Raw genomic sequence first — 18,947 nt, 5'->3', positions numbered from 1 at the left:
GTGGAACGGCCTGACGGGTCGGACGAGTCCTGGTGATCAGGAACGCTCGCTCGTACCGACTCGTACGGACCCACACCGGTTCGTACCGGCTCACACCGGGCAACCGGAGCCTCCAACCGACACCGAGGAAGAAAAGATGCGCGTCCACAAGCTCACCTTCGCCGCCGTGATCGTCGCCGCGGGACTCTCGCTCACCGCCTGCAACAACGACGACAGTTCGGCGAAGAGCGATCCGACCTCCTCGACCACCGTGACGTCCGCGGACGGCGGTGCGAGCTCGGACGGCTCGGGCACGGGCGGTTCCGACCAGGCCGCGACCGGCTCCGGCGGGCAGGGCACGGGCACCGGCACGTCGTCCTCGGGCGGCGGCTCCGGCTCGGGCGGTTCGGGCACGGGCACGACCGGCTCCGGCGGGCAGAGCACGTCCGGCGGGATCGGCTCCGACGCGAGCGGCAAGGGCGGCAAGTGCCGCACCGACGACCTGAAGATCACGGCGACCGACACCTTCATCGACGGCGACCCGGCCGGCAGCGTCGCGGTGGGGCTGAAGAACGACAGCGGCCGGACCTGCACGCTCGCCGGGTTCGCCGGCGTCGACCTGACGACCAACGTGGGGGCGGTGTCCGCGAAGCGCGTCGGTGCCCCGGCCACCGCGATGAGCCTCAAGAACGGGCAGGAGGTGGACTTCAACGTCAACTACCCGCTCAACACGACGGGCGGCACTGGGGCCCGCATCACCGGGCTGCGGGTGACCGCGCCCGACGACACGACGTCGGTCACCGTGCGCTGGCCGGGCCGGGCCTCGCTGCCCACCGGCACGGACACCGGCGGCCAGGGCGTGGAGGTCGGCCCGATCGGCAGCGCCGGCCAGGGCGGCTGACCCGCTCGCGCGCCGGTTCGGGAGCGCGGACCAATCAGCACGAGGCCCGCCGTGAGGCGTTCGGATGGCTCCACCGCTACAACACCCGACGCCGCCACTCCCGCCTCGGGCACCGCAGCCCGATGGCCTACGAAACAGCGAGGCTAGACAATCTCTGCCTTCGGATTGACGTTCTTCGCGAGGAGTTCGTTCATCTCGCCGAAGGCCATCGACGCCTTGCTGTTGCTCTCGTCGTGGAAGCGCAGCAGGTAGTGGTACATCACGGCGACGCACTTGTCACGGCTCTTGTACTCCGCGTTGTCGGTGAGCTGCAGGCGCTCGGAGATCTCCTTGATCTTCCCGTCGGGCGTCGTGTAGAGCGGGTGCCACCGGAGGGTGACGGCGGGGTTGAGCCGCTGGATCATGCGCAGTTGGGGGATCTCCTGCGCGATCAGGACGCTGTCGGGGTTGTACGCCCGCAGGAACACGTGGACCGGGCCGGTCGCGCGCTCGACGAACGCGGTGGACAGGACGTTCCACAAGGGCGCCTGGAGCTTCCAGTTGGCGTGCAGCTCCAGCTGGTCGACGACCTTTCCGAGTCGGGTGAACTCCAGGGAGGTGTGCCCCTTGCCGTGGGCGTAGACGCTCACGTCGAAGCCGCCGGACCAAAGCGCCAGAGTGGGAGTGGTGATCCGCAGGTGGTCGCCCACGAGGTTGACGAGCTCTCGGTACCAGGTGTTGGAGGCCCGGAGCTTGCGCCGCTCCGCCGGGTCGATCGACTCGTCCGAGGATTGCCGGTTCAGGACCTCCTGCTCGGCGACTCCGCCCAGCAGCAGTTGCCAGGCGCTCTCGGTCACGTCCGCCGGGAATCCGCCGGCTTTCATCATCTTCTGGAACACGGGCCATTCGGGGTGGTCCTGCGCCCTGGCGGCGTAGTGTTCCGTGGGTGCGTCGGCCGAGGGCTTGCGGCGTTGCACGGTGCGCGCGGCCCCGGCGCCGTCCGTCGCGCGCTGGGCCGTCTGCTCGGCTGCGGGTGCGGCGGTCCGGTCGGTGGCCCGTTCGGGCGTGGGGGCGCTTCCGGACATGACCCGCCGCGCGTTCTCCTCCGCGGCGACCTCGAACCGGTCGGACGGGTCGGAGATGTTCATCCCGTTCCCGTTGTCGGTCCCCGCGACGGGGCCCTGCCGCTGCTGGAGGACATGCGTGAGTTCGTGGGCGAGGGTGTGCCGGTCACCGCCGCCCTCGCCGATGACGATATGGCTACCGGAGGTGTAGGCGCGGGCTCCGATCTCCCGCGCCGACTTCTTCGCGGCTGCGTCGTCGTGCACGCGTACCTCGCTGAAGTCGGCGCCGCCGAACCTCGCCTGCATGTCGTGCAGTTCCCGGTCGGGCAGCGGCCGGCCGGGAAGGCCGAGCACGTCGTGCGCCGCCATGCGACGCTGCACCGGGCCACCGTCCGGCGCATCCTGCTGATGGCAGGAGGACGAACCGTTCACCTGCTGCTGCGTCTCCAGCAGGTGGGCGACCGTGGCGTTGCCGGCCAAACGCTGTAAGGCAACGACGGTTGCCGGCGAGGGCCCGCCCAGAAGCTGCCCGCCGAAAGCGGCCACCGTGCCGAGTCCTTCGGGACGCGCCGGCGCTGTGGGCCTGCGCGGCACGCTTCCCTGCCTCCGCGTAACGCTCACGTCCCGCTTCCGCTCCTGCACGTACTCACTCCTTCGGTACTCCACGCCGCGCGCCGGTTGTCCGTCCCACTGTGGTGGCCGGCCGGGCCGACGCTCTCCCCAATCTGCTCCCTTTCTAGACGGCGACGACCAGGCGCGACAACAAGCGAAAGGGCATGCGGCACGTTCTCGCGGGTACCGTACGTGCCCTCGCCGGGCTGGAAGGTGACGAACCGGGGAGGTGACGAGAGCGAGCCGGCAGCATCGACGCGGAGGTACCGCACGTCGGGGCGCCCCGGCGAGCGGGTTGTGGCGGCCTTCGACCACGACAGGCGCGGCGAGGTCTTCCTGAGCACCGTCACTGCAGCCACCCCGGTATGGCCACTGACCTGACGCTTGGTCACAGCGCGAACGGACGGTAGGCCGACGCTTGCTCGACTACCTCGGCCGCTGTCGGCTCCTGCTCCTCGGGCCGGAAGATCAGATGCGACGTAGCCGCTCGGACGGGCGTGGACGTGGTCGAGCGCCTCCAGTACGGCGTCGGCCTGGGCATCGTCCGCGTAGCGCCCATCCGTGACCTTCTGGAGGAGTGCAACGGACGATTCGCGGCCCGTCACCGACATGGCCCGAGCCATGTACACCAGTTGCACTTCTCCATATGCCCTGGTCAGGAGGCTCTTTCTGAGCCCGGTCCACTGACGATGCGTCAGGGTGACGGTGGTTCGTGACTCACCCGATCGGGGTTGCTCCGCGTGACGACTCCCGTCAGCCGACCTTGAATACGCGTCACCCCGACATGCGAGCCCACCAGTCCCGGGGCCGTGGTGGCGACCCGCGCGGGTATTCCGATCCGGGCGCCGATGAGTTCCGGGGGCCGGGTCGGTCCACCCTGGCGTCAGCACATCACGCACCCCCCGAAGGACAGCACATGAGCGAGCGGACCCCGGGCGCCTACGCCGAGGTGGACGGCCTGGAGATGTACTACGAGGTGCACGGCGACGCCGACGGCACGGGGCGGCCGCTGGTACTGCTGCACGGCGGGGTGCTCACCATCGACCTGAGCTTCGGGGCGCTGCTGCCGGCGCTGGCCGCCCGGCGCCAGGTGATCGCCGTCGAGATGCAGGGCCACGGCCACACCGCCGACACCGACCGCCCGCTCACCGTCCCGGGGCTGGCCTCGGACGTCGGGGCGCTGCTCGACCGGCTCGGGGTCGAGCGGGCGGACCTGCTCGGCTACAGCCTCGGCGGGCTCGTCGCGCTGCAGATCGCCGTCACCCGGCCCGAGCGGGTCGGCCGGCTGGTCCTGGCGGCCACCCACTACGCCCAGGACGGCTACCACCAGGAGATCACCGGGCTGGACCGGACCTCCCCGCGGATGCCCACCGAGGCCGACTTCGCCGCGATGCGCGCCGCCTACGAGCGGGTCGCCCCCGACCCCTCGCACTTCGGGGACTTCCAGGCCAAGTGCTCGGCCGCCGCCATGGCCCCGCTGCCGTGGACCGGCGCGGACCTGGAGGGCATCGCCGCCCCGACGCTGCTGGTCATCGGCGACACCGACTTCGTACGCATCGAGCACGCGGCCGAGATGCACCGCCTCATTCCCCATTCCCAGCTGGCTGTGCTGCCCGCGACCACGCACATGGAACTGGTCCGCCGTGCCGCACTCCTGCTCCCGATGCTCGACGCCTTCCTCGGCGAGTGAACGCCGGCGCGCCGCACACTCTCACCGGGCGGCCGGTCTCGCGCGGTCGATCGCTGCTGCCGCCAACGGCCGGTGTCGCCGAGCATCGCCGGGGGCCGGCCGGCGGTGCCGGCACACTGAAGAGCGGTCGAGGAGGCCCCGCGCGCGGATCGTCAACTTGCCGCCGCGCGAGGGGGTGATGACCGCAGCATCGGCGCCGACAACGCTCGGTCAGGACGGGACCGACACCACCAGGGGTGACCCGGTGCCGGTGTGGTGCGCGTGCGCGGCTCCGGAAGTCCTGATGCGGCGTCAGGAACGCAGGAGGGTGTTGAGCCGGGCGGCCTGGAGGGTCAGGTGGTCGCGCTCGGCGAGGTCGAGGGCCTTGCGCGCGGCCTCGTGGTAGAGCCGCGCCGCCGTTTCGAGGTCGCCGTCGCGCTCGTGGAGGTACGCCGCCACCGCCGCATAGCGGGGCAGCGACGCGTCCAGCGCGGCGAGCTCCGCCAGCCCGGCGCGCGGGCCGTCGGCCTCGCCGACGGCCACCGCGCGGTTGAGCCGGACGACGGGATTCGCGGTCAGGGCGGCGAGCTCGTCGTACCACTCGACGATCTGCACCCAGTCGGTCTCCTCGGCCGTGGGCGCGTCGGCGTGCAGGGCCGCGACGGCCGCCTGCGCCTGGAACTCGCCCAGCCGGTCGCGGGCGAGGGCCGCCTGGAGGATCGCGACGCCCTCCGCGATCGCCGCGATGTCCCACCGGCCGCGGTCCTGCTCGGCGAGCGGCACGAGGCTGCCGTCGGGCGCCGTGCGGGCCGCGCGCCGCGCGTGGTGCAGCAGCATGAGGGCGAGCAGCCCCGACACCTCGGGGTGGTCGATCGACGCGGCGAGTTGCCGGGTGAGCCGGATCGCCTCGGCGGCAAGGTCGACGTCGCCGGAGTAGCCCTCGTTGAAGACCAGGTAGAGCACGCGCAGCACCGTCGCGACGTCGCCGGGCCGGTCGAAGCGCACGCCGGAGACGGTCCGTTTGGCGCGGCTGATGCGCTGCGCCATGGTCGCCTCGGGCACCAGGTAGGCCTGGGCGATCTGACGGGTGGTCAGGCCGCCGACGGCGCGCAGCGTGAGCGCGACCGCCGATGACGGGCTCAGCGACGGGTGGGCGCACAGGAAGTAGAGCCGCAGCGTGTCGTCCGCCTCGGGCGCGGGCCCGGGCGCCGGCTCCTCCTCCACGCGGTCCTCGCGCCGGCGGCGGGCGGCGTCCGCCCGGGTCGCGTCGAGGAACTTGCGCCAGGCCACCGTGACCATCCAGCCCTTCGGGTCCCGCGGCGGATCGGCGGGCCAGACGCGGACCGCCTCGACCAGCGCGTCCTGCACGGCGTCCTCGGCCGCCGCGAAGTCGGCTCCGCGGCGGACGAGGACGGCCAGCACGCTCGGGGTGAGGCTGCGGAGCAGCACCTCGTCCATCGGCGAGGTCACTCCGTGACGGTGTGGTGCGCGGTCAGGAACGGGCGCACCTCGAGCCACTCGTGGATCGGCTTCCCGCCCGCGCCGGGCGCGGCCGACAGCTCCCCGGCCAGTTCGATCGCGCGCTCCTGGCTGTCGACGTCGATCACCATCCAGCCGGCGATGAGGTCCTTCGTCTCGGCGAACGGCCCGTCGGTCACCGGCGGGCGGCCCTCGCCGTCGTAGCGGACGAACATCCCGTCGGGGGAGAGCGCCTGGCCGTCGACGAACTCGCCGGTGCCCTCCAGCCGGTCCGCGAAGTCCTGCATGTACCGCAGGTGCGCGGAGACCTCCTCCGGCGTCCACCGGTCCATGGGGACGTTGTTGACCGCGGCCGGAGCGCCCCGGTAGTGCTTGAGCAGCAGGTACTTGGCCATGGTGGGTCTCCTCGGTGCTGGTGCGACCCATTGTGGTCGCGCTCACCCCTGGGACGGAGCCGGACGCGGCTTCTCGACATCGCCGCGCGGATTTCTTCCGGCGGTTTTCTCCGGCCCCGCTCCGGCCCCGGTCCGCCCCCGCCACGGCCCCCTCCCACCCCGCCCCGAGCCGCCGGGACCCGGCGGGAAAACGGTTCGTCGCCGCCGGTCCGGCCGCACTAGCCTCAGCGGCCATGGGAGCACGAGCGCAGTACGTGGTGGTCGAGAACGGTGCCTGGCGGCGGCACTTCTCGCACTGGGCCGCCAACCGGGTGGTGGCCGACCTGCTGCCCGGTCCGGCCGCGGCCACCCGCTGCTTCCGGGCCAACCGGGAGATCGACGAGTGGCTGGACGACGTGTGGTGCGAGGGCGCCGCACTGGTCGACCACGACCGGCGGGTCCTGCGCTGGTTCGCCTTCGCGGACAGCTGGGCCGACCACGTCGCCGCCCGCGCCGTCCTGGCCCGGACCTGGCCCGGCTGGGACGTGCGCTTCGCGCACGACGGCATGGGCGACCTGACCCACCACCTGGGCCTGGGCAGGGACCTGACCCGCGCCCCGGGCTGGTTCGAGACCTTCGAGCCGTTCTGGTCCCCGGACGCCGAGGAGACCGAGCCCTGGTCGGTGGTCTCCCTGCGCCTGCCCGGCGGAGCCGTCCGCGCCTGGGGCAGCGGACTGGAGACCGTCGAGCAGGTCGCCGCCGGCCCCCGTCTGATCGACCTGCTCGCGGGGTCCCCGGCCACCCCGCCGCCCGCGGACATGCCGTACGGCGGCGTCCACTTCGACCCGCGGGCCCGTACCGTCTCGATGTGGGCGGTGCAGACCGTGGCCGGCGTCCACGACTGGCCGCTGCCGGGCTGGGAGCGCTGGAGCCTGGACTTCCGCGGCGACGACCACACCCACCAGGCCGCGCTGCTCCCCGCGGACTTCCCCTTCCCGCGGCCGCCGCTGGCGCCCGCGCTGCGGGAACTGGCCGGACATGCCGGCACCCCGCCGCCCGACGCCGGCGCGGTGCTCGGCCGAGCCGCCGCCGCGGCCGGCTTGCAGGGCACCGCCGCCGTGGTGAACCCGTCCGCGCTGGTGCCGCACGAGACCGGCGATCCCACGCCCGCGGAACTGGCGGAGCTGCGCGCGGTGCTCGACGAGCTGGTCGCCGCCGCGGAGGACGCCGAAGGGGCACGTCCGGACGCGTGACCGTCCGGGCAGGGGGCCCGCGCCGAGCGGTCGCGCCGCTCTGCGCGCCGGGCGAACGGGCACCGCGCCCGCCCGTTCACACCGCACAGTGGGGGCATGCCGAACCGCGTAGCCGTCCTGTCCGACATCCACGGAGTCCTGCCGGCCCTGGAGGCGGTGCTCGCCGAACCCGACGTCGCCGCGGCCGATCGCCTCGTCCTCACCGGTGACATCACCGCCGGCCCCCAACCGGTCGAGGTGCTCGACCTGCTGGCCGGACTCGGCGACCGCGTCGTGTGGATCAGCGGCAACGCCGACCGCGAACTCGTCGAGTACCGCCGCGGGCAACGCGACACCCTCCCCGATCCGATCGCCCCCTGGGCGGCGGGCCGGCTCCGTGAGGACCAGCTCGACCTCCTGGCCTCGCTGCCCCGTTCACGCTCCCTGTCCGTGAACGGCCTGGGCGAGGTGCTGTTCTGCCACGCCACCCCGCGCGACGACGAGGAGGTCGTCCTGGTCGACTCCCGCCTCGACCGCTGGAAGGAGGTCCTGAGCGGGCTCGCCCCCGACCTGCGCACCGTTGTCCTGGGCCACACCCACATGCCGTTCGTCCGCCTCGTGTTCGGCCGGCTCGTGGTCAATCCCGGCAGCGTCGGCATGCCCTACGGACGCACCGGAGCGCACTGGGCGCTGCTGGGCCCGGGCGTCGAACTGCGCACCACCCGCTTCGACCTCGACGCCGCGGCCGCCCGGCTCGCCCGGGACTCGTCCTACCCCGGCATCGCCGAGTGGGCCGACTACTTCCTGCACGCCCGCGCGACCGACGCCGACGCCCTCGCCGCCTTCGGCCCGCGGGACGGGCGCCACGACCACCCGTGAGGGTCACCCGCCGAGCGGGCCCGACCGCGCACCTCCCCGTCCGGCGCGGCCCTGCGACGCGCCGGACGGGCGGGGCGGACGACCTGCTGCGGATGGCGGGCGCTCGCGTTCCGGCCCGAGCGTGCCCGCCACCCTCACCCCCCGTCGCGATCCGACCCTAGGACCGGCCGCCGACCTACGCGCGCCACCGCGTGCACGGGAAGTCGCCGATTCGCGCACGGCCATGCGAGCGGAAAGCGGGCGGCGGGAAACCGATGAGGGCGTAACTGGCAAGAGGGAGGCCGGAATTGGCGCGGACACGCCTGTACGGTCGGTACCCGCGTGCCCTACGGTCCGGCGTGGGGGCGGGACGATCGGGGGTCGACCTGACATGAAAACGCGCATCACTGCGGCACGACTCGATCGGCAGGATGACCTGCAGGCAGCCGCCTCCTCGCTGCTGGTGCCCCTGACGGTCACCGCCCCGGGCGACACGCCGTTCTGGGCGAGTGTCGAGGCCGCCGCCGCGGGCCCCGCGGTGATCGCCCGCATCAGCGGCGCCGCGCACACGGTCGCCCGGCAGGCCCGTGCGATCAGCTCCACCGACCGGGAGCTGGTCAAGGTGGTGCTCTTCGACCGCGGTCACGCGCTCGCGGCGCAGGACGGGCGCCAGCAGGCGGTCCGCTCAGGGGAGTGGGCCGTACTCGACACCACCCGGCCGTACGCGCTCGCGGTCCCCGAGCCCTGCGCCGTGCTGGCGGTGGGGCTGCCCCGCGGCCGGCTGGGTCCGTACGCCGGGACCCTGGCCCGCCGGACCGCGCAGCCGCTCCCGAGCGGGCGGGGCGTACGCGGCGTCATGCGCGCACTACTGCGCGGCGTCGACGAGCACATCGACGGCGACCTGCCCGCCACCAGCGGCGCGCACCTCGCGGACGCGCTGACCGCGCTGCTCATCGCCGTGTACGCCGACACCACTGCCGAACGCGCCGACGTGCCCTGCGACCTGACGGAGCGGATCATCGGCTTCACCCGCGCCAACCTCGCCGACCCGGGACTGTCGGTGGAGTCCGTCGCCCGCGTGCACGGCATCTCGCCCCGCCACCTGCACCAGCTCTTCCGGCGGGCCGGCGGCCGCACCTTCGCCGCGTGGGTCCGGCACGAGCGCCTGCTGCGCGTCCACCGGGACCTGGCCGATCCGGCGCTGCGCCACCTCACCACCGCGGTGATCGGCGCGCGCTCGGGCCTGCACGACCCCTCCCACCTCAGCCGCGCGCTGAGAGCCGAGTTCGGCCGGACCCCGTCGGAGATCCGCCGCACCGGCGGAGCGGGTCCGGGTACCGGCTGACGGGGGCCGCCCGCCCCCTCCGCATGCTGACGTACCGTCAGATCGATCCGCCCACCTGGACGGAACCGGCCCCGAGGACGTTCAGGAGGGCGAGCGCCTCCGCGCCGGGCGAACCGGGCGGCGCGCTGTAGAGCACCAGGTGCTGGTCGCGATCGGTGAGGGCGAGCGCGTCGCAGTCGACGGTGATCTCACCGAGGACCGGGTGCCGGAAGGTCTTCGTCAGCGTCGGCGGCGCCTGCACGTCGTGCCGCTCCCAGAGCCGGGCGAACCCGGTCCCTGCCGCCAGGAGCTCGTCGACGAGCCCGGTGACCGCGGGATCGGTCGGGTAGCGCGCGAGGGTGGAGCGCAGCTGCATCACCACGTGGAGCCGGAACTCCGCGGCGTCGGAGACCCCGTACAGCGTCCCGCCGGCGTGCGGCGCGTCGAGGAACGCCCGGCGGGCGAGGTTGCGGTCCTGCGGGGCGAGCTCGCCGAAGTCCTCCATGAGCGCGGCCGCGAGGTCGTTCCACGCGAGCACCTCGAACGCGGCGGACATCACGAACGCGGCGGTCTGCGGCAGCCGCTCCAGCAGCGTCAGGATGCTCGGGCGGACGTCGCGCCGGTGCAGCCCGGTGCGGCTCGGCGCCGTGCCCGCCAGGACGTGGAGATGGTCGGACTCGGTGTCGGTGAGCCGCAGCGCGCCCGCGATCCCGGCGAGCACCTCGGCCGACGGCCTGGGCGCGCGGCCCTGCTCCAGCCGGACGTAGTACTCCGTCGAGATGTGCGCGAGGACCGCCACCTCCTCCCGGCGCAGGCCGGGGGTCCGGCGCCGCGTGCCCGAAGGGAGGCCGACGTCCTCCGGCCGCAGCCGCTCGCGACGGCTGCGGAGGAACGCTCCGAACTCCTGCTTGTCCATACCGCCAGTCTGCACCGCCCGCGGCGGCCCAGCGTGGTACTGCCTGTGCCTGCCTACGGCCCGGTGGCCGTGCCGACACTGGCGTCATGACCCAGCACACCGACATCGCACCCCTCGGCCTCCTCACCGGCAAGGTCGTCCTCATCACCGGCGCCAGCCGCGGCATCGGGGCCGCCGCGGCCCGGCTCTTCGCGCGGGAGGGCGCAGCCGTGGTGCTCGCCGCCCGCGGCACCGACGCCCTCGGGCGGATCGTCACCGCCATCCGCGCCGACGGCGGCGTCGCCGACGCCGTGACGACCGACCTCGCCGACCGCGCGAGCATCCGCGCGGCGGTCGACCGGGCCGGCGAGCTGCACGGACGGCTCGACGGCGCCTTCAACAACGGCGCGGCGATCCAGCGTCCCGGCCCGCTGGACGGCACGAGCGACGAGGACCTCGAGGAGCAGTTCGCGGTGAACTTCCGCGGGCACTGGACCGCGATGACGGCCGAGGCGGAGCTCATGCGCCGGAGCGGCGGCGGAGCCATCGTGAACACCTCCAGCATCGGCAGCCGCCGTGCCAACCCGGAGCTGCCCGCCTACGGCGCGATGAAGCGCGCGCTCAACAGCATCACCGAGACCGCGGCGGTGACGTGGGGACCCCAGGGGATCCGTGTGAACGGCATCACCCCCGGCGGCACCGCCACGGAGATGATCGACGCGTGGGAGGCGTCGTCCCCGGGGGTCATCGAGCGCATCAACGCGAGCATCCCGCTCGGCAGGATGGCCGAGCCCCGCGAGGTCGCCGAGGTGGCCGCGTGGCTGCTCAGCGACCGCGCCTCGATGGTGACCGGGGCGATCGTCCCGGTCGACGGCGGCGCCGGCGCCTGAGGGTCCCGCGCCCCCGGGTGCCGCCGCGGCCCCGGACCGGAACCGGTCGGCCACGGCTGGGCCGGGGGAACGGACCGGGCGCGCCCCCCGCCGATGCGGGGAGCGCGCCCGGGTACGAGCCCGCGTCGCCTCAGGAGGCGGACCGTTCGCTCATCCGCCGTAGCCGAGCGCGAACAGGTGGACGGTTCCGGACGCGCCCGTCACCGGGAGCGTCACCGAGGCGACCGTCTTCGTCGCGTCCAGCGGCACCTTCACCGAGAAGACGTAGGCGTTCACGCCGTCCGTGCCGCCGTCCGCGGTGTTGCGGTAGCCGGTGGTGATGGCCGTCGTGTCGCCCGCCACCGGCTTGGTGCCGCCGCCGTTGAGCGTCCAGTCGGAGAACGCGACCGTCGCCTTGGCGGTGGTGCCGTCGGTGTAGGTGACCGTCAGGTCACCGGGCACACCGCTGCCGTCGGTCGGCGCGTTGGCCGCCGCCCCCAGCAGCCCGAGGTACGCGCCCGAGGTGCCCGCCGGCTGCGGGAGCGTCTGGCCCGCGACCTCCAGGTTGTCCGGGGAGCCGGCCTTGATGGTGGGCCAGGTGTAGTCGATGCCGTCCGCGGTGACCTTCCCGCCGCTGGTGACGCCGGCGGTGGTCAGCGCGTTCTGCGAGTACGCCCACCCGCCGTCGTCGAAGCCGCCCGAGAAGTGGGAGGCGTCGGGGTAGACGCCCTCGTTCGTCTCGTACGGCCACAGCTCGCCCGGCTTGGCGACGGCCACTCGCAGCGTCGCCGCGGCGAGCGAGGAACCGCTGCTGTGGTCGGTCACCGCGAAGGTCACGGCGTAGGAGCCCTCGGTGTCACCGGCGGTCACCGGCACCTTGGCCTCGGCGGTGCCCGACGGCGGCACGGTCAGCGAGCCCGACGCGGTGCCGACCGTCACCCCCGAGGGGGCGGTGGCGGACCAGTCCGCGGTGACCGCCTTGCTGCCGAGGTTCGTCAGCCGCAGGGTGGCGTCGCCGGACCCGCCCGGCGCGACGATCAGCCCGTCACTGGACGGCCCGGTCGCCGCCAGCACCTTCCCGCCACCCGTGGTGTCCGACGGCGGGACCGAAGCGGCCGACGCGCCCCACGAGGTGTTCGGCGTGGTGCCGAGGGTCCAGTCGAGGCTGCCGGCCTTCTCGAACTGCCCGAAGGTCAGCCACGAGCTGTTGGTCGCCTTGCCCTTGACGTCGAGGGACTGGACGTAGGGGGCGTTCGTCGCGGCCTGGGGCGCGTTGATGGAGACCTGCTTGCCGTCGGCGAAGGTGACCTTCGCGACTGGGAAGACCGGGCTGCCCAGCACCAGCGTGTCGGTGCCCGGCGTCTCCGGGTACATCCCCAGCGACGACCACACGTACCAGGAGCTCATCGCGCCCAGGTCGTCGTTGCCGAACGAGCCGACCGGCGCGTTGAAGTACAGCTTCTGCTGCGCCTCACGGACGGCTGCCTGCGTCTTCCAGGGCTGCTGGACGTAGTTGTACTCCCAGGGGATCTCCAGGCTGGGCTCGTTGCTCAGGTCCGCGTTGGTGCCCGACGGCTGCGCGATGTCGCTGAGCAGGCTGTCGAGGTAGGACGAGTAGGCCGCCGTGCCGCCGCGGGCGGTGATCAGCTGCTGGAGGTTGAACGGCACCATCGGCGTGTACTGCGCGGAGGTGCCCTCCACGAAGCCGTTCGAGGTGCCCGGGGTGAACCCGCCGGCGAACTGGCCGTCGGTGTTCTTGCCCTGCATGTAGCCCGTCTGCGGGTTGAAGACGTTCATCCAGTCCTGCGCGCGGGATGCGAACTTGGTGTAGTCCGCGGTCTTGCCGAGCGACTTCGCGAAGGACGCCAGCGCGTAGTCGGCGCTGTCGTACTCCAGCTGGGTGGAGACCGGACCGTAGAAGTTGCAGCAGGAGTACGTGCCGTCCAGCGGCAGGTAGCCCTTCGCGTCCCGCACCGCCTCGCCCGGGCGGTCCTGGTTCGGCGCGGTCGCCTCGTGCTCCATCGCCGAGAGCGCGTGCGCGGTGTCGAAGTTGCGGACACCGAACGCGTAGGCGTCGGAGATGATCGACGCGGCCGGGTCGCCGACCATGACGTAGCTCTCGCCGTTGTTCGACGCCCACTTGGGCAGCAGGCCGGTCTGGTCGTACCCGTTGAGCATCGAGGTGACGATGTCACCGGTCTGCTGCGGCGCGACCATCGAGATCAGCTGCGTCTGGGAGCGGTAGGTGTCCCAGCCCGAGTAGTTGGCGTACTGGGCCTTCTGGCCCTTGGCCAGCTTGTGGACCTGGTTGTCCATGCCCATGTACTGGCCGTTGTCGTCGGAGAACACGTTCGGGTGCAGCAGCGAGTGGTAGAGCGCGCTGTAGAACTGCACCTGCTGGTCGTGCGTGCCGCCGCCGATCCGCACCCGGCCGAGGACGTCGTTCCACGCGGCGTGGTTCGCGTTCCGCATGGCGTCGAAGTTCCAGCCCTTGACCTCGGTCGACAGGTTGGACGCCGCGTTGTCGTCACTGGTGTACGAGATGCCGACCGCCGCCGTCACGGTGCTCTTGCTCGCCGTGTCGAACGTCAGGTACATCCCGTTGGCGCCGGTCACCGGCGGGTCCGCCGCCTGCGACTTCGCGGCGGAGGAAGCGCTGCCGCTCGGGTGCACCTTCGGCGACGGAGTGCCCGGCACCGTGAAGTGCTGCTCGTGCAACGGGGTGTTGGAGGGCTTCGCGAGCTGCTGCTGCGGCCGGCCCTCGCTGAGCGACTTGGTGTTCGGGTTGATGGTGCTGCCGACCCAGGTGCCGCTCGCGGTGAACGGCTGGTCGAACTTGATGTCGAAGTGCAGGGTGTAGTGGTTCGAGGCGCCGCAGAAGTGCCCGCTGTCGACGGAGCCGCTCACCTCGTTCTTGCCCACCACCTGCACCCGGGTGCCGTCCACCTGGGACGCGCCGCTGCTCAGCTTGAGCAGCAGGTTCGACTGGGCGCCGGCCGGGAAGGTGAACTTGCCCAGGCCCGCGCGCGTGGTGTCGGTCAGCTCGGTCTTGACCCCGCCGGCGTCGGTGACGCCGTAGTAGCCCACGCCGGTCTGCTCGTCGTCGTGGCTGAACTGCGAGCTCGTGTTGGACAGGTTCCCGGACAGCGCGCCGGTCACCGGCAGGATCGGCACGTCACCGGCGACGCTGCACCCGGGGCCGGAGACATGCGTCAGGCTGTAGCCGGAGATCTTGCTGTCCTTGTACTCGTAACCGCCGCCCTGGGTCCGGTCGGGCGTGGTGTCCGGGCCCCACTGCATCATGCCGAACGGCACGTCGGGCCCCGGGAAGGTGTTGACGGCGCCGGAGGTGCCGATCAGCGGATTGATCAACGCCGCCGGGTCCGCGACGAGTTGGGGGCCCGATGCCGCGTTCGCACCGGCGAGCGACTGGAACGGCAGCGCCGCGATGCCCACGAGGGACACCACGACAAGGCGTTGACGGAGTCTGCTGCTGAAACGGGGCCGGTCGGGGCGCCGTTGTCTGACCATCGGTTGCCTCCGCGAGACGTGCTTCGCACATGGGTGTGCCAGGGACGGATGGCGTCCTCGATCGGCATCGGCGCCGTACTGCCCACCTGACTGACAACGTTGCCAATCTGCACGAGGCATGAGTAGAACGCGGACCCTGATCGCCTGTCAATGACCTGGAAGCACTCGACGACTCCCGCACCCCAGTGATCACACCGGTCCCGGCGTGTCGGGCATGCTCGTACGATGCCTCCGGCGACGCGAGTGGTGAGGTCAGCGTGCGTGTCGCGGGATCCGCGCCGCGGCGGCCGGTTCAGCGGGCGAACGGCGGGATCCCGCCGCCAGGCACCCATTCGGGCGGCTGGACGGACATGACGCAGCGTCAGGGTGCGAGGCGGTAGACGACGTTGCGGCGCAGCGGGCCCTCGGGGACGGTCGGGTCGTCGAAGTCGTCCGCGGGGTCGTGCGTCATGCCCAGGCGGCGCATCACCGCCTGCGAGCGGAGATTGGTGGTGGTCGTGATCGCGAGGATCTCCGGCAGCGCCAGGGAGTCGAAGCCGTAGGCCGTCACCGCGCGCGCCGCCTCCGTGGCGTATCCGTGGCCCCAGGCCGGCCGGGCGAGCCGCCAGCCCGCCTCGACGCCGGTGAGCGGCACCTCCTCGTCCACCGGGTCCAGCCCGGCGAAGCCGATGAACTCACCGGTGGCCGTCAGTTCCACCGCCCACCAGCCCCAGCCCCGCTGGTCGAGTTCGGTCCGGAAGAACGCCGCGGACGTGTCGCTCTGCTCGCGCGTGAGCACCTCGGGAAAGTACTCGCGCACCTCGGGGTCGGCGTTCATCGCCGCCCACGGGTCGAGGTCGGAGTCACGCCATCCGCGCAGCAGGAGGCGGTCGGTTCGCAGTTCTGGCATTTCGCCAGCGTAACGTGATCAGGGCGCGTCGAAGCGCTCCCCGACCGGGCGGGCCGGCGTGCCTCCCTGCACCGCGCCGTCGGCGGGGGCAGCGGGTCGACTCCCGCCCGATCGGCGGACGTTGGCGGTTCGCGGCCACGTCGCCGCTGCCGCCCGGCAGTCCTTCGACCGCCCGGGTAGGGTGTGGCGCTTGCGGCCGGCACGGTCACGCGGGGGGCCCGGGTGACGTCAGGTCCGCGCGGGCCCCGCCCGCCTCGCGGGGAGACATCAGCGTGTTCAGGGGGAGAACGTGGCACATCCAGCCGTCATCACGAGCCGTTTCCTGGAGGGTGCGGAGCGTCAACGGGCCTGGGGGACCGGCCTGCTGGTGGTCGCCGGCCTGCTGTGGATCTACGCGGCCTTCGAGCTCTTCACGCCCTACCACGCCGACCGCGGGCACTGCACCGCACCGTTCGCCCGCGACCAGGACACCGTGCACGCCCAGTACGACCAGGACTCCAGTGCCGTCTTCGGCTCCGACGACCACGAGAAGGCCGTCGCCTGCGCTGCCGACCGCGACTGGCCCAAGCCCGTCGCGGCCCTGATCATCGCCCTTCCCCTCACCGCGGTGGGCTCCTCGCTGATGACGGCCGGCACGGTCGGCGCCCGCGTGCAGAGGCTGATCAGGGACATGGAGCAGTCCACGTCCTGACGGCCCGCGACGCGCACCGGGTCCGGCCGGGACACCCCTCCCCGCGATCATGAAGCACAGCTTGGGCGCGGGTTAAGAAACCCTCGATGGACCGGCGCGGCGCGGGAGGGAAGGGTGGGATCGCCGCGGCGAACGTGCCGCGGCGACCCGTCCAGGTTCAGGGAGTCACGCCGGTGAAGGCACTTGTGAAAGCGAAGGCGGAGCCCGGCCTGTGGCTGACGGACGTGCCCGAGCCGGCGCTCGGCCCCGACGAGGTGCTGATCAAGGTGCTGCGCACCGGCATCTGCGGCACCGACCTACACATCCGGGCGTACGACGGCTGGGCGCAGCAGGCGGTGCGCACCCCGCTGGTGCTCGGCCACGAGTTCGTCGGCGAGGTCGTCGACGTGGCGCCCGGCGTGACCGGCATCGCCCCGGGCGACCAGGTCAGCGGCGAGGGCCACCTGGTCTGCGGTACCTGCCGCAACTGCCTGGCCGGCCGCCGCCACCTCTGCCGCAGCACCGTCGGCCTGGGCATCGGCCGGGACGGCGCGTTCGCCGAGTACGTGACGCTGCCCGCTGCCAACGTGTGGGTGCACCGGGTTCCGGTCGACCCGGACGTCGCCGCGATCTTCGACCCGTTCGGCAACGCCGTGCACACCGCGCTGTCCTTCCCGCTGGTCGGCGAGGACGTCCTGATCACTGGGGCCGGCCCGATCGGGATCATGGCCGCGGCGGTCGCCCGGCACGCCGGCGCGCGCAACGTGATGATCACCGACGTCAGCCCGTACCGGCTGGAACTGGCCGAGCGGGTCGGGGTCAGCCTCGCCCTCGACGTCCGCACCTCCACCATCGAGGACGGCCAGCGCTCCCTGGGGCTGCGCGAGGGGTTCGACGTCGGCCTGGAGATGTCGGGCCGCCCCGAGGCGCTGCGCGAGATGGTCGCCAACATGACCCACGGCGGCAAGATCGCCCTGCTCGGCCTGCCGACCGAGGAGTTCGCGGTGGACTTCGCCCGCATCGTCACCTCCATGATCACCCTGAAGGGGATCTACGGCCGGGAGATGTACGAGACCTGGTACGCCATGTCCGTGCTGCTCGAAGGCGGCCTGGACCTCAGCCCGGTGATCACCGGCCGCTACTCCTACCGGGACTTCGACGAGGCGTTCGACGAGGCGGCCGGCGGACGGTGCGGCAAGGTCATCCTCGACTGGACGGCCTGACCACCGCCCCCCGGTCCGCCCCGGCGCCCGCAGAAGAGGCCGCACGGACCAGGCCCGTGGCCCCCGCGGAGCCCCGGCCCCGCCGACTCGTTCGCGCTGACCCGTTCCCGTAGACCCGCCCCGCCCCGCCCCGCGCGGTCCCCGGTTGCACCGCACCCGCCCACCCCTCAAGGAGAGCCACCCGATGCTCGACTCCGTCCGCGCGGACCTGCGCGCCACCCTCGACGAGATCCGCACCGCGGGGCTGCACAAGCCCGAGCGGGTGATCGGCACGCCGCAGAGCGCCACCGTCGCCGTCACCGCGGGCGGCCGGCCCGGCGAGGTGCTCAACTTCTGCGCCAACAACTACCTGGGCCTGGCCGACCACCCCGAGGTCGTCGCCGCGGCCAAGGACGCGCTCGACCGCTGGGGCTACGGCATGGCCTCGGTGCGCTTCATCTGCGGCACCCAGGAGGTGCACAAGGAGCTGGAGGCCCGGCTGTCGTCCTTCCTCGGCACCGAGGACACGATCCTGTACAGCTCCTGCTTCGACGCCAACGGCGGGGTCTTCGAGACCCTGCTCGACGAGCGCGACGCGGTGATCTCCGACGCGCTCAACCACGCCAGCATCATCGACGGCATCCGGCTGTCCAAGGCCCGCCGGCTGCGCTACGCCAACCGCGACATGGCCGAGCTGGAGCAGCGGCTCAAGGAGGCCGGCGACGCGCGCCGCACCCTGATCGTCACCGACGGGGTGTTCTCCATGGACGGCTTCGTCGCCCCGCTGGAGCAGATCTGCGACCTGGCCGACCGCTACGGCGCCATGGTCATGGTGGACGACTCGCACGCGGTCGGCTTCGTCGGCCCGCGCGGGCGCGGCACGCACGAGCTGCACGGCGTGATGGACCGCGTCGACATCCTCACCGGCACCCTCGGAAAGGCCCTTGGCGGCGCCTCCGGCGGCTACGTCGCCGCCCGCGCGGAGATCGTGGCGCTGCTGCGGCAGCGCTCGCGCCCGTACCTGTTCTCCAACTCGCTGGCCCCGGTGATCGCGGCCGCCTCGCTGAAGGTGCTGGACCTGCTGGAGGACGACTCGGACGCGGGTCAGGGCCCGCGGCTGCGCGCCCGCCTGCACGCGAACACCGCGCTGTTCCGGGAGCGGATGGCGCAGGAGGGCTTCGAGATCGCGCCGGGCGACCACCCGATCGTCCCGGTCATGATCGGCGACGCCGAGCTCGCCGGACGGCTGGCCGACCGGCTGCTGGAGCACGACGTGTACGCGATCGGCTTCTCCTACCCGGTCGTGCCGCACGGCAAGGCCCGGATCCGGGTGCAGCTGTCGGCGGGCCACTCCACCGACGACGTCGAGCGGGCCGTCGGGGCGTTCGTGGCGGCCAGGGCGTCCCTGGCAGGATGACCG

Annotated in this window: 15 protein-coding genes; 9 read left to right on the top strand and 6 right to left on the bottom strand. The window is 72.8% G+C overall.

Translation table 11 applies throughout. The features are described 5' to 3' along the window. The first annotated feature begins 136 nt into the window (after positions 1 to 136). Positions 137 to 880: a DUF4232 domain-containing protein gene (locus tag C4U44_RS20125; protein ID WP_103887255.1), complete on the top strand. Its 744-nt coding sequence runs from the start codon at positions 137 to 139 to the stop codon at positions 878 to 880. A gap of 143 nt (positions 881 to 1,023) precedes the next feature. Here C4U44_RS20125 and C4U44_RS20120 read toward each other — a convergent pair whose 3' ends face one another. Further along, positions 1,024 to 2,403, bottom strand: coding sequence for an eCIS core domain-containing protein (locus C4U44_RS20120; protein WP_235032212.1), 1,380 nt, complete (start codon positions 2,401 to 2,403; stop codon positions 1,024 to 1,026). Positions 2,404 to 3,451: 1,048 nt separating this feature from the next. On the opposite strand from C4U44_RS20120, the gene C4U44_RS20110 reads away from it, so the two are divergent. Then, on the top strand, positions 3,452 to 4,225 hold the full coding sequence (locus C4U44_RS20110) for an alpha/beta fold hydrolase (RefSeq protein WP_103887254.1): 774 nt from the start codon (positions 3,452 to 3,454) through the stop codon (positions 4,223 to 4,225). Between the two features lie 291 nt (positions 4,226 to 4,516). Here C4U44_RS20110 and C4U44_RS20105 read toward each other — a convergent pair whose 3' ends face one another. After that, positions 4,517 to 5,662 (bottom strand): RNA polymerase sigma factor, encoded by a 1,146-nt coding sequence (locus C4U44_RS20105; protein ID WP_103887253.1) that lies wholly within the window; start codon positions 5,660 to 5,662, stop codon positions 4,517 to 4,519. An 8-nt stretch (positions 5,663 to 5,670) separates the two neighbouring features. Beyond that, the gene (locus tag C4U44_RS20100) at positions 5,671 to 6,078 is read right to left on the bottom strand and encodes a YciI family protein (RefSeq protein ID WP_103887252.1); all 408 of its coding nucleotides are present in this window, start codon (positions 6,076 to 6,078) and stop codon (positions 5,671 to 5,673) included. Between the two features lie 233 nt (positions 6,079 to 6,311). On the opposite strand from C4U44_RS20100, the gene C4U44_RS20095 reads away from it, so the two are divergent. From C4U44_RS20095 to C4U44_RS20085, 3 genes are all read left to right on the top strand, one after another. After that, positions 6,312 to 7,310 carry a hypothetical protein gene (locus tag C4U44_RS20095; protein ID WP_146088302.1) on the top strand — a complete coding sequence of 333 codons (999 nt, stop codon included), beginning with the start codon at positions 6,312 to 6,314 and terminating at the stop codon, positions 7,308 to 7,310. Positions 7,311 to 7,406: 96 nt separating this feature from the next. After that, positions 7,407 to 8,168, top strand: a complete 762-nt coding sequence (locus tag C4U44_RS20090; RefSeq protein ID WP_103887250.1) for a metallophosphoesterase family protein — start codon at positions 7,407 to 7,409, stop codon at positions 8,166 to 8,168. A gap of 370 nt (positions 8,169 to 8,538) precedes the next feature. Further along, positions 8,539 to 9,492: a helix-turn-helix domain-containing protein gene (locus tag C4U44_RS20085; RefSeq protein ID WP_160145069.1), complete on the top strand. Its 954-nt coding sequence runs from the start codon at positions 8,539 to 8,541 to the stop codon at positions 9,490 to 9,492. 37 nt (positions 9,493 to 9,529) lie between these two features. On the opposite strand, the gene C4U44_RS20080 is transcribed toward C4U44_RS20085, so the two are convergent. Continuing rightward, positions 9,530 to 10,387 carry a helix-turn-helix transcriptional regulator gene (locus tag C4U44_RS20080; protein WP_103887248.1) on the bottom strand — a complete coding sequence of 286 codons (858 nt, stop codon included), beginning with the start codon at positions 10,385 to 10,387 and terminating at the stop codon, positions 9,530 to 9,532. A gap of 86 nt (positions 10,388 to 10,473) precedes the next feature. On the opposite strand from C4U44_RS20080, the gene C4U44_RS20075 reads away from it, so the two are divergent. Continuing rightward, positions 10,474 to 11,256, top strand: a complete 783-nt coding sequence (locus C4U44_RS20075) for an SDR family NAD(P)-dependent oxidoreductase (protein ID WP_103887247.1) — start codon at positions 10,474 to 10,476, stop codon at positions 11,254 to 11,256. A gap of 150 nt (positions 11,257 to 11,406) precedes the next feature. On the opposite strand, the gene C4U44_RS20070 is transcribed toward C4U44_RS20075, so the two are convergent. Both C4U44_RS20070 and C4U44_RS20065 read right to left on the bottom strand, forming a co-directional pair. Then, positions 11,407 to 14,703: a lectin gene (locus tag C4U44_RS20070; RefSeq protein ID WP_235032211.1), complete on the bottom strand. Its 3,297-nt coding sequence runs from the start codon at positions 14,701 to 14,703 to the stop codon at positions 11,407 to 11,409. A gap of 424 nt (positions 14,704 to 15,127) precedes the next feature. Further along, positions 15,128 to 15,655: a GNAT family N-acetyltransferase gene (locus C4U44_RS20065; protein ID WP_103887245.1), complete on the bottom strand. Its 528-nt coding sequence runs from the start codon at positions 15,653 to 15,655 to the stop codon at positions 15,128 to 15,130. A gap of 289 nt (positions 15,656 to 15,944) precedes the next feature. Here C4U44_RS20065 and C4U44_RS20060 point away from each other — a divergent pair, with 289 nt between their 5' ends. The 3 genes from C4U44_RS20060 (at position 15,945) to C4U44_RS20050 (ending at position 18,944) form a co-directional block, all read left to right on the top strand. Further along, positions 15,945 to 16,346 (top strand): hypothetical protein, encoded by a 402-nt coding sequence (locus tag C4U44_RS20060; RefSeq protein WP_146088301.1) that lies wholly within the window; start codon positions 15,945 to 15,947, stop codon positions 16,344 to 16,346. A gap of 173 nt (positions 16,347 to 16,519) precedes the next feature. After that, complete coding sequence (tdh, locus tag C4U44_RS20055; RefSeq protein WP_103887425.1) at positions 16,520 to 17,548, top strand: L-threonine 3-dehydrogenase; 1,029 nt, start codon at positions 16,520 to 16,522, stop codon at positions 17,546 to 17,548. A gap of 184 nt (positions 17,549 to 17,732) precedes the next feature. Continuing rightward, a complete protein-coding gene (locus C4U44_RS20050; protein WP_103887243.1) occupies positions 17,733 to 18,944 on the top strand; it encodes a glycine C-acetyltransferase in 1,212 nt (403 codons plus the stop codon). Positions 18,945 to 18,947 lie beyond the last annotated feature (3 nt).

The sequence above is a fragment of the Actinacidiphila yanglinensis genome, from assembly GCF_900107965.1.
In the GTDB taxonomy this organism is placed as follows: Bacteria; Actinomycetota; Actinomycetes; order Streptomycetales; family Streptomycetaceae; genus Actinacidiphila; species Actinacidiphila yanglinensis.
This window is presented reverse-complemented; position numbering and strand designations above follow the sequence as displayed.

Bases quoted from the DNA above. Each gene is read 5' to 3' on its own strand.
- C4U44_RS20105 (WP_103887253.1), bottom strand. From the start codon at position 5,662: ATGGACGAGGTGCTGCTCCGCAGCCTCACCCCGAGCGTGCTGGCCGTC.
- C4U44_RS20090 (WP_103887250.1), top strand. From the start codon at position 7,407: ATGCCGAACCGCGTAGCCGTCCTGTCCGACATCCACGGAGTCCTGCCG.
- C4U44_RS20080 (WP_103887248.1), bottom strand. From the start codon at position 10,387: ATGGACAAGCAGGAGTTCGGAGCGTTCCTCCGCAGCCGTCGCGAGCGG.
- C4U44_RS20050 (WP_103887243.1), top strand. From the start codon at position 17,733: ATGCTCGACTCCGTCCGCGCGGACCTGCGCGCCACCCTCGACGAGATC.
- C4U44_RS20065 (WP_103887245.1), bottom strand. From the start codon at position 15,655: ATGCCAGAACTGCGAACCGACCGCCTCCTGCTGCGCGGATGGCGTGAC.
- C4U44_RS20085 (WP_160145069.1), top strand. From the start codon at position 8,539: ATGAAAACGCGCATCACTGCGGCACGACTCGATCGGCAGGATGACCTG.
- C4U44_RS20075 (WP_103887247.1), top strand. From the start codon at position 10,474: ATGACCCAGCACACCGACATCGCACCCCTCGGCCTCCTCACCGGCAAG.
- C4U44_RS20100 (WP_103887252.1), bottom strand. From the start codon at position 6,078: ATGGCCAAGTACCTGCTGCTCAAGCACTACCGGGGCGCTCCGGCCGCG.
- C4U44_RS20110 (WP_103887254.1), top strand. From the start codon at position 3,452: ATGAGCGAGCGGACCCCGGGCGCCTACGCCGAGGTGGACGGCCTGGAG.
- C4U44_RS20095 (WP_146088302.1), top strand. From the start codon at position 6,312: ATGGGAGCACGAGCGCAGTACGTGGTGGTCGAGAACGGTGCCTGGCGG.
- C4U44_RS20125 (WP_103887255.1), top strand. From the start codon at position 137: ATGCGCGTCCACAAGCTCACCTTCGCCGCCGTGATCGTCGCCGCGGGA.